Raw genomic sequence first — 10,491 nt, forward strand, 5'->3', positions numbered from 1 at the left:
CCGCCGGTGTAGATGGAGTAAAAGCTTTATCACCCAGCGAGAGACTAGAATTGGTGAAGGGGTTAAAACTAGGGTCTAAATCCAAACCAACCAGGAGAGTCTGGATAGACAAACCTGGAAGGGATGAGAAAAGACCATTAGGAATACCTACCATGTATGATAGGGCATTACAAGCGCTTGTCAAATTGGCATTAGAACCAGAATGGGAAGCAAAGTTTGAACCTAATTCATATGGATTCAGACCAGGGCGTTCATGTCATGATGCCATAGGATCAATATTCAGTGCCATCAGATACAAACCAAAATTTGTATTAGATGCTGATATCGCTAAGTGTTTTGACAAGATTAACCATCAAGCATTGTTAAAGAAACTGAACACCTACCCTAAACTACGCCGTCAAATCAAAGTGTGGTTAAAAGCAGGTGTGGTTGATAGCAAAGTCTTATTCTCCACAGAAGAAGGCACACCCCAAGGTGGTGTGATATCCCCTCTACTGGCAAATGTAGCCCTACACGGTATGGAGGAAATTCTTAAAGAATATGCCTTACAATTACCAGGTAAAGGCGCTAAAAGGGATAAGGCTTGGGCGATATCAATCATTAGATATGCAGATGATTTTGTCATCTTACATGAAAACCTAACAGTAATTGAACAATGCAGGGAAATCTTAGTCAAATGGCTAAATGAAATGGGATTGGAATTAAAACCTAGTAAGACCAGATTGGCTCATACTTTGTATGAACACCAATCAGAGAAACCAGGATTTGATTTTCTTGGCTTTAATGTGAGACAACACCCGGTTGGTAAATACAACTCAGGATTGAACACAAACAAGGAAATACTAGGATTTAAAACCATCATCACCCCATCTAAGAAATCTGCTAAGAATCATTACGAAAAGGTTTCGGACACCATTAAAAGAAACTTACCAACACCACAACTGGGATTGATAAGTAAGCTTAACCCTATAATTAGGGGATGGTGTAATTACTACTCATCCGTAGTAAGCAAAGAGGTTTTTTCTAAGATTTCTAATCAGGTTTACCGACGGCTTTACAGATGGGCAAAGCACCGACACCCTAATAAAACCGATAAATGGATAACCAAGAAATACTGGCATACAATTGGGGACAATAAATGGGAATTTGCAGCTAAGATGGATGATAAATTCATCAAACTGTATAGACACCCAGAGACTCCAATAGTGCGTCATGTTAAGGTTAAAGGCAATACTTCACCATTTGATGGTAATTGGGTGTACTGGAGTTCAAGAATGACAAACCATCCCGAAGTCAATAAAAGAGTAGCGACCTTACTTAAAAGGCAAAAGGGTAAATGTCCAGAATGTGGGCACTACTTTAGGGACGGTGATGTAATGGAAGTTGACCACATCTTACCCATATCTAAAGGTGGAAAAGATGAATATAAGAATCTACAACTATTACACAGACATTGCCACGACAAGAAGACAGCCAGTGATGGAAGTCTTGTAGGTATTCATGACAAGAACCATATTACCGAGGAGCCGTATGAAGCGAAAGTTTCACGTACGGTTTTGTAGACGAGTCGGTTGGGTGACTGACCGGTTTAGTTTAATTGTTTTAATGTGACTATAGTTATATATTCAAACAAAAAAACTTAAGCCAGAAGTTTTTCATATTGTTGCAGCTAGCACTTTTGATACTAGGGACAGGTCAAAATGATGCTATGGCAATAGATATCTCACCAATTGCAGCACTCTTCAAGTAAATAGAAGACACATCCTCATATGATCAATCTTGTGCAGTGGCGAGGAAAGTCCCCCCTTGCATAGCGCAGATGAAATGCTTGTAAATATGCATCTGACATTCTTGCTCACCAGATAAAAAAGATTGATTAAGATTTGGTAAAGGAAAACGTTCAAACCATATCAATACAACTCCCACAAGCAGGATGATTTTCTTTTAGGTCAAATCAGCAAAATAATTTGCCTAATATGAAAAATTGCGTCATCATATTGTTAAGTTTAGTAAAATTACGGACTTAAATACTACAATAGTAAGAAGCACATAGCTAAACTATCAAATAGTGCATCTGTACTGCCAAATAGGAAAACACTTAGATGTGGTGCTGTAGCCTCAATGATTCCAGTACAACTTATCCTCAAAAACTTTCTCAGTTACCGTGATGCAACTTTAGATTTTAGCGGTTTGCATACGGCTTGTATTTGTGGTTCTAATGGTGCCGGTAAGTCTTCTCTGTTAGAAGCAATCACATGGGCAATTTGGGGTGAAAGCCGCGCTGGTGTTGAAGATGATGTGATTCATTCAGGGGCGAAAGAAGTTCGGGTGGATTATATTTTTCAATGTAACCAGCAAAAATATCGGGTGATTCGCACAAGAGTTAGGGGTGCTAGTGGTGTCCTAGAATTTCAAATTGAAACAACTTCTGGGTTTCGCGCCCTAACTGGTAAAGGTGTCAGAGCCACCCAGGACTTGATTTTACAACACATCAAGCTTGATTATGATACTTTTATTAATTCTGCCTACCTGCGTCAAGGTCGTGCTGACGAATTTATGATCAAGCGTCCCAGTGAACGCAAGGAAATTTTAGCAGAGTTATTAAAACTCAATCAATATGATCAACTCGAAGAAAGAGCAAAAGATGCATCTCGCCAGTTTAAGGCTAGGGCTGAGGAGTTAGAGCGTACTCTGGAGTCGAGTCAAATTCAGCTGCAACAACGGGAAGTAACCGCAGCCCAAAAAGCAGAATTGGAAACGCAACTCAACCAACTGCAACAGGTTCAGGCCTTTGAGAAGATTCAATTACAAAGTTTGCAACTTGTCGAGCATCAGCGCCAAAATTGGGAGCAACAACTTAATTTTTATAGGCAACAACAGCAAAATTTAACTCAAGATAGCGATCGCCTGCAACAGGAACAATCAGCAATTCAAACTCAGCTATCAGATTTAGAAGCAATATTAAATCAGGAACCTGAAATACATAACGGCTTTAGGCACTATCAAAATCTGGAGTTGCAAGAAGAAGCCTTAGCAACTAAGTTTCAAGAATACACCCGTGCAACGGCACTGCTGCAACAAAAGCAACAGCAACTAACTAGCCAAATTCACGAACTAGAAAGGGAACTACAACAAGTTGAAGGACAATTATTAGCCTTAGAACCCCAAGAGCGAGAAATTCAGGAAACTCTTCATAAATCTGCTGAAGTAGAAGCTGCTTTAGCACAACTGATATCCGCCCGTCGGCGTTTAACTCAATTAGATCAACTGCAAATGCAAGTTTCTCCTTTGTTACAACAACGGCAAAACCTGCAAACTCAACTGGATAAAGTTCATGCGGGGGTTGTAGCACGTCTAGAACAGTTACAAGCTAGAGAAAACCAACTAAAAAGCTCCTCACAACGTCAACAGCAACTACAACAAGCGGCCAGAGAGTTAGAAAGCCAGATTTCCCAAATGGAGAAAGATAAAGTTTACCTGCAACGAGTACAGGAAAAAGGACAGGAAAGACGGCACTTTATGGAACGTCTACAAGCTCAAGAACGGGAATATGAAAGATTATTGGGGGAGTTGGAGCAAAAATTGCAAATGCTCCGCACCCCTGATGCAATTTGTCCCTTGTGTGAGCGTCCTTTAGATGAACATCACTGGAATCGTGTCGTAGATAAAACTAAAGATGACTACAAGGATACTGAAGACCAGTTGTGGGTATTCCGGGAACAAAAGGCAGTATCAGATCGAGAAATTCAACTACTCAGACAGGAATATCGGGAAATACATCATAAATTGTCCCCTTATGATAATCTACGAGAACAAAGAGGTCAGTTAGCTGCACAACTGCAATCTATTAAGGACACTGAGCAAGAATTACAACAATTAGCTACTGAAAAGCGGCATTTAGAGCGATCGCTGGAAGTGGGTGATTACGCCCCAGATCAACAGGCGGAACTGCGACAATTAGATGAATATTTACAACAACTGAATTATAATGAGCAAGACCACGCTCTGGCTCGCAGTGAAGTAGAGCGGTGGCGGTGGGCAGAAATTAAACAAGGGCAAATTAAAGACGCAGCCAAGCGACAAGCGCAAATAGCCGCCCGCAAACCAGAATTACAAGGGAATATTGCCCAATTACACACTAAAATCCAGCAGGATAAAACTGATTCTGACTGTGCGAAACAAATTTCTCAACTTGAGCGTCAGATTGCCGAAATCGGTTACAGTTCAGAGCAACATAACAGCCTGCGCCAAGCTTTACGCCAAGCTCAATCTTGGCAATTGCGTTATCAGCAACTTTTATCAGCCCAGCAGCAGCATCCCCAACTCCAGCAACGATGGCAGGATTTAGACGCTTCTAGGAGGGAAAGATTGCAAGAACGGGAAAAACTCCTGACCCAAATTGCAAATATTACCGAACAGTTAGAGCAATCAGCCAATCCCACGGAGCAAATCAACGCTTTAGAGCAGAAAATTCACACACGCCGACAAGAACTTGATGATTATATATCACATCTGGGGCGTTTAGAACAGGTGATGTTACAATTGGCAAACCTGCAAACCCAGTATGAGGAACAACAGCAGGAACTACAAACTTGTAAGCAGCAACAACGAGTTTATCAGGAATTGGCGCAAGCATTTGGTAAAAATGGTATCCAAGCAATGATGATTGAGAACGTCTTACCTCAACTGGAAGCTGAGACCAATCAACTGTTATCGCGGTTGAGTGCTAATCAATTGCACGTACAATTTATTACTCAAAAAGCTGGGCGGAGTAGTAACGCCAAGAAGAAAAGCGCCAAGCTGATTGATACCTTAGATATTTTAATAGCCGATTCCAGGGGAACACGAGCCTATGAGACTTACTCCGGTGGCGAAGCGTTTAGAATTAACTTTGCTATCCGTTTAGCCCTAGCAAAATTACTGGCACAGAGGGCTGGTGCAGCGTTGCAATTATTAATTATAGATGAAGGCTTTGGTACACAGGATGCCGAAGGATGCGATCGCCTAATTGCCTCCATTAATACTATCGCCTCTGATTTTGCCTGTATCCTCACAGTTACCCATATGCCCCATCTTAAAGAAGCTTTTCAAGCCCGCATTGAGGTGAATAAAACTCAGCAAGGTTCCCAGGTAAGCTTATCAATTTAACTCTGAAAAAGTTCTGCCCACACCCCTGTGCCTAAAGTACGAGAAACCTAACTACGTTGCTGTTTCTGCAGGGGTTTTCAGCATTTTCATGATCAATTAATCAATTCGTTCCGTATTACCTATTCTTACCCAACCTTCCTGTTGGCTTTGAGTGCGAATTTTTTGCCATCTTTTATCCTGGCTTTCTTCCAAGATAATCAGTTCTTCATTCACCCCCACCCCAGCCACACGGGGAGCATCCAACGTTGGTTCAGCTCGCACACTTAAGCCTTCAGTCCAGGTCACACGGCCTCGGTAAGCCCCCGGTGGTAATGTTTCCGTGGGAGTTTCCGGGGGAGTTTCCGGGGGAGTTGGTTCAGGGGTGGATATAATATTTACCTCAGTTGTTTGAGGAGCTTCTTGTGGTAAAGACGTACGGTCATTTGCAAAAATAGGTTTAGGCGGGGAGATTAAATTTCGATTAATGAAATAAAATGCAACCGTAACACCGCTACCGATTAAAATAGCGATCGCTAAGAAAACTCCTAAGATAAATTTTAGTAAACTAGACAGCACAGTTAAAACCTCATCGTCAATGGTCAATAGTCAATAGTAATTCATAATTAAATATTGACCACTCCGATAAAAAATGTACTGGAGCAGCCAGTGTAAAATTACGGTAACTTGATGATAAAAAAAAGTGAGTGCCGCCTTACTATTGCTAATTATTCATCAAGGCTTTGATACACAGGATGCACAAAGATGCGATCGCCTCTGACTTTGCTTGTATCCTTACTGTTACGGATTGCTTCACTCCACTTCGTTCCGTATGGCTAACGCCAAGCTTCGCTAACGCAATGACGTTTTATCTTTAATTAAGTACGTTGACCTACTTAACATCCGAATGATTAATTACGTAACTTACCGAAAGTATCACCCAAAATATTGTGTTTCGAGGCTAAACGCGCCCTCCCAGATGCAGCCCATTCTTGTAATTGTTGAATTTGCTCCACAGCCGTTCGCGCCAGGGGTATAATCTGGCTCGCAGCTTCCAGAATATCATCAGTAGTAAAATCGCGGTTTTGACTAAATCCAATGTGCATGGCTTCAATCAAAGTTTGCTCAATTTCGGCTCCTGAAAAATCCGGCGTTTCATAAGCTAATCTCTCCACATCATAACCTTTGATTTTATGGGGGCGCAGTCGGGATAAATGAACGTTAAAAATTGCTTTTCTTTCATCTTGAGTAGGTAAACCCACAAAGAAAATTTCATCAAATCGCCCTTTACGCAACATTTCCGGGGGTAGGGCTTGGATATCATTAGCAGTGGAAACAACAAATACAGGCGAAGTTTTTTCAGCTAACCAGGTAATAAAAGTACCAAACACACGGCTAGTAGTACCTGCATCACCTTTACTACCCAGTCCGGAAAAAGCCTTATCAATCTCATCAATCCACAATACACAGGGGGCGAGGGCTTCTGCTACCTGAATCATTTGGCGTGTACGGGATTCTGACTCACCCACTAAACCACCAAATAAGCGTCCTACATCTAAACGTAGTAGGGGTAAATGCCAGTGATGAGCGATCGCTTTTGCTGTTAAAGATTTACCTGTTCCTTGAATACCTAACAACATTAAACCACGGGGGTGGGGTAATCCGTACTGTCGCGCCTTATCAGTAAACGAGCCTCCCCGACGCAGTAACCAATCTTTGAGGTTATCTAGTCCCCCTATATCAGAAATTTGCTCAGTGGCTGGGTAAAAGTCCAGGATTTGGGTTTGGCGGATAGTTTGGCGCTTTTCCTCTAAAACTAAGTCTACATCCTCTGGTTGTAATTCTCCATGGGATGCGATGGCTCGCGCCAAAACCCGCCGTATCCGTTCCATGGACAGACCTTGACAGGAACGCACCAAGTCATCGATAACTTTCACCGATAGGGAATTATTACCAGTGCTTTGTACTAACCTTTCCACCTCAGCTTTAATTTCCGGCGCTGCGGGTAAAGGAAACTCCACCACCGTGAGAACTTCGGTTAAATCGTCAGGAATAGCAACCCGCGGCGACAGCAATACCAGATTTTTCGGTTGGGACTTCAGGAGTTTAGCTAAGTTGCGAAGTTTGCGGGCGATCGCCACATCATCTAAAAATCGATGATAATCACGTAAAATCAAGACAGCAGGGGCAGAAGCTGGCAACTTTTCCACAAATTCCAAAGCTTGCAACGGGTTACGCTTGCCAAACCCTGTATCATTGGGGTTTCCCTGGTAGCCATCCACAAAATCCCAGGTGTATACAGGACGGTTTCCTTGGTTTGTAGCTTCTTCCCGGATTGCGGCTTCTACCCGTTCCTCTTCATAAGTGGGGATATAAATCAAAGGGTAGCGGGCGCGTAGCAACAATTTAAATTCTTCACGAAAGTTCATAATTTTTCAAAACTTAAAAATATTTATTTAAAAAACCCGGCTCTCAGAAACCGGGTGTATTGATCAATGGTTAAACTAATAAATCGTTTTTCAGGCTGATCACAAGCACTACAACTTAAAACATTTACTCACCCCGGAAGTTGCTTTTTTAACGCTTCCAAAGAAGCCCAACGACTATCAACGGGCTTGTCTGAACTATCAACCTTAGCAGTCAAAATACCCGGACAATTGAGGTTACAAAGCTGGCGCTGAGGCAATTCCAAGCACATCTGCTCATATAACCACTCACTCGGATAAAAATAACCATCAGGTGAGAGGGTTTCCAGCAAATCTTCCATCACTACTTCCCTCTCTAAAGGTATATCCTGTATTTGATTAGCAGCTTCATCTAACCAAATAACTTCTTTGGTATTCACTATTAAACGATGGTTATATTGCTGCAAACAGCGGTTACAAGTACAAGTAACAATTGTTTCCGCTTTCCCAGATACTTGTAAATAATTGCCATGATGCTCTATCCGCAAGCGACCACGAACAGGTGTTAAGCTTTCCAGACCAGGGAGAAACTCTTTAACTTCGATTTCCTCTCTCCGCTCCGGGGCTTTGGTAAGTTGGGGAATAAAAATCGCGTCCATAGGATTTCGATATAATCACGAACAGTTATATTTTGCTGTGACAAAAACCATAAAGCCGTCCTAGAAGGACGGGGTTTTTAACCCAAATTTCTCATAACTCTGTTTTAGCTTTTGAACAGAAGAGAAATTTTGTATTTACAAGCTTTTTATGATATAATCCGGTTTAAACCGTACTATTCAACTGTCGGCGCTGGACAGACCACCAAATGACGGTGCGGCTCTCGTCCACGGCTAAAAGTTTGCAAATCTGCAAATTCTTGGAAGAAAGAATGGATTTGCCGCCTTTCAGCAGCACTGAGAGACTTTATTTCTACTTCCCTACCAGAAGCGCGTACCTCCTCCGCTGCTGCTTCTGCCAAAGCGCGAATTTCCCCTTGTCTTTTGAGGCGGTACCCATTCAGATCAATGGTATAAGAGGCTTGTAACCCTGGGGGCTGGTTGAGGTTTAGCACCGAGTTGGCTAAATACTGAATCGCATCTAGCACTGAACCGTTAGCGCCAATTAAAACTTGGATTTGTTTCTGGGTCAGGTTAGTTTCATCAATAGTCAACCAGTAGCTATCTGTTTCTGGGGAATTGTCAAATTGAGAGGGGTCAGTTTCTAAATTCCCTTGAATCTCCGCAGGTATTCCTGTTAGTCGCAGCAGGGTTTTTAACCACTGCTGCCCTCTGTGCATCCCACTGTCAAGCATCATCAACCTGTAGTCTTTTTCTTAGAACTTTTGGGCTCAAATGGTAAACTTCTCTGTTCTGCTGCGGCTTCTTTCTCTTGGGTGGCTACAATTTGTTGTAGTCCCTCCGGTAGAGGTTCACGGGAGAGAATATAAGTTTGGGCAGTTTGGAAAATATTACCAATCACCATATACATTAATACCCCAGCTGGTAGGGGGAAGAACAAAAACATTCCAGAAAATATAACTGGTGTGATTTTGTTAACTGTATCTTGTTGCGGGTTACCACCACCAGAATTCTGCCCGGAAATCATTTGGCTGACATAAAGGCTGATGCCAAAAAATATGATCATCGAGACAATATCCCAGTGGACTTTACCATCAGGATCTATAGCACCAACTCTACCCAAAGCTTCTATAAACAAAAATCCTTTTTCTGCTGCTAGTCCAGGAATTGAGCCTTGAATGGTCACGTCTCCCGGTTCCAAGGCTTCTATATTGCCCTGGGCATCTATTTTGACCCTCTCTTCCCCTTTCATGACTTTCCATTGAGGAATGAGGTTATTTTCTGGGTGTTCTGCTAAAAGCGCCTGAAATGGTTTACCATCAAGAGTTTGATATTGGATCTTAGTTTTTTCTCCTACGGCTAATTTGTTACCTCCGGGTAGAATAGCAGTGACACGAACGTGCTCTCCATCAGCAATGTAGATGTTTTGGGGAGCGGTAGCAAAGGCCTGGGGTTGAATTCGTTCAATTTGTTCAGCCGGAAAAATTTGCAGGTTAACGCTGTAGTTTGCACCAGCAAAAGGTGAACCCCGCAATGTGGCAAACAGCGCTAATAATACTGGCATTTGCAGCAATAGGGGCAGACATCCTGCTAATGGGTTACCAAATTCTTTTTGGACATTGACCATTTCCTCTTGCTGCTTTTGCTGATCGTCCTTATAGCGCTCTTTAATTTCTGCCATCCGCTTCTGCATCAGAGGTTGCACAATTCGCATTTTCCGCATATTACGAATTGAACCAGCACTCAGGGGATAGAGCGCGAAGCGGATTATCAATGTCAAGGCAACGATCGCCAATCCATAGCTAGGCACAATCCCATAGAAAAAATCTATGATTGGCAGCATCACGTTGTTTGAGAGAAACCCGATACCAAAATCCATTATTCTGAATTCAACCTGAGTTACTGTAAACTAATCTGAATGTGACATACTCCTACACTTTTGTGCAGGCCGCCCAGAGAATCCCGCTGTTGCACAGGAGGCTCTCGGCTCTAAGAACGGAATGCCATCCCGCTCTATTTTTTATATTTATAGCTTACTAGATTAAAGTAAGTGTTACATTCGCTAGTCCCTACTATTTTGTAGAAACGCGACGAATCGCGTCTCTATTACTGCTATATAAAACCTAGACAAAGCTAGACTTTACTTTCTACTTCAACGGGAGCATGGGAGCGGTTATCCCTTAGTAGACTTGCACGCCTTAGCCAGACGCGATATTTCTCAAGTTAAGATTTCCAAGAAAGACTACCGCTATCATTGCTTGGTTTTCGCGTTGGCAATAGTCTTAATTCAATACTTGATATCGTAGGATTATATATCAAGTGGGCGATTTTCTTAACTCACTTAT

At 42.3% G+C, this 10,491-nt stretch carries 7 protein-coding genes; 2 read left to right on the plus strand and 5 right to left on the minus strand.

Annotated elements, in window-relative coordinates; all coding sequences use genetic code 11:
- Positions 1 to 1,562: group II intron reverse transcriptase/maturase (gene ltrA, locus NWP22_RS10695; protein ID WP_280801858.1), on the plus strand; the 1,562-nt coding region annotated here is incomplete at its 5' end.
- 559 nt (positions 1,563 to 2,121) lie between these two features.
- Positions 2,122 to 5,148 (plus strand): exonuclease subunit SbcC, encoded by a 3,027-nt coding sequence (sbcC, locus tag NWP22_RS10700; RefSeq protein WP_271733432.1) that lies wholly within the window; start codon positions 2,122 to 2,124, stop codon positions 5,146 to 5,148.
- Between the two features lie 96 nt (positions 5,149 to 5,244).
- Here sbcC and NWP22_RS10705 read toward each other — a convergent pair whose 3' ends face one another.
- From NWP22_RS10705 to yidC, 5 genes are all read right to left on the minus strand, one after another.
- The gene (locus NWP22_RS10705) at positions 5,245 to 5,730 is read right to left on the minus strand and encodes an SH3 domain-containing protein (RefSeq protein WP_417006602.1); all 486 of its coding nucleotides are present in this window, start codon (positions 5,728 to 5,730) and stop codon (positions 5,245 to 5,247) included.
- A 305-nt stretch (positions 5,731 to 6,035) separates the two neighbouring features.
- Positions 6,036 to 7,553, minus strand: a complete 1,518-nt coding sequence (locus NWP22_RS10710) for an AAA family ATPase (RefSeq protein ID WP_280801859.1) — start codon at positions 7,551 to 7,553, stop codon at positions 6,036 to 6,038.
- A 128-nt stretch (positions 7,554 to 7,681) separates the two neighbouring features.
- Positions 7,682 to 8,188, minus strand: coding sequence for a YceD family protein (locus tag NWP22_RS10715; RefSeq protein WP_280801860.1), 507 nt, complete (start codon positions 8,186 to 8,188; stop codon positions 7,682 to 7,684).
- Positions 8,189 to 8,361: 173 nt separating this feature from the next.
- Complete coding sequence (locus tag NWP22_RS10720; RefSeq protein ID WP_425332613.1) at positions 8,362 to 8,883, minus strand: Jag family protein; 522 nt, start codon at positions 8,881 to 8,883, stop codon at positions 8,362 to 8,364.
- The gene (gene yidC / locus NWP22_RS10725) at positions 8,883 to 10,025 is read right to left on the minus strand and encodes a membrane protein insertase YidC (RefSeq protein WP_280801861.1); all 1,143 of its coding nucleotides are present in this window, start codon (positions 10,023 to 10,025) and stop codon (positions 8,883 to 8,885) included. The genes NWP22_RS10720 and yidC overlap by 1 nt, the downstream gene beginning before the upstream one ends.
- Positions 10,026 to 10,491: the final 466 nt, after the last annotated feature.

It is taken from the genome of Anabaenopsis tanganyikae CS-531, assembly GCF_029891675.1.
Classification (GTDB): Bacteria; Cyanobacteriota; Cyanobacteriia; order Cyanobacteriales; family Nostocaceae; genus Anabaenopsis; species Anabaenopsis arnoldii.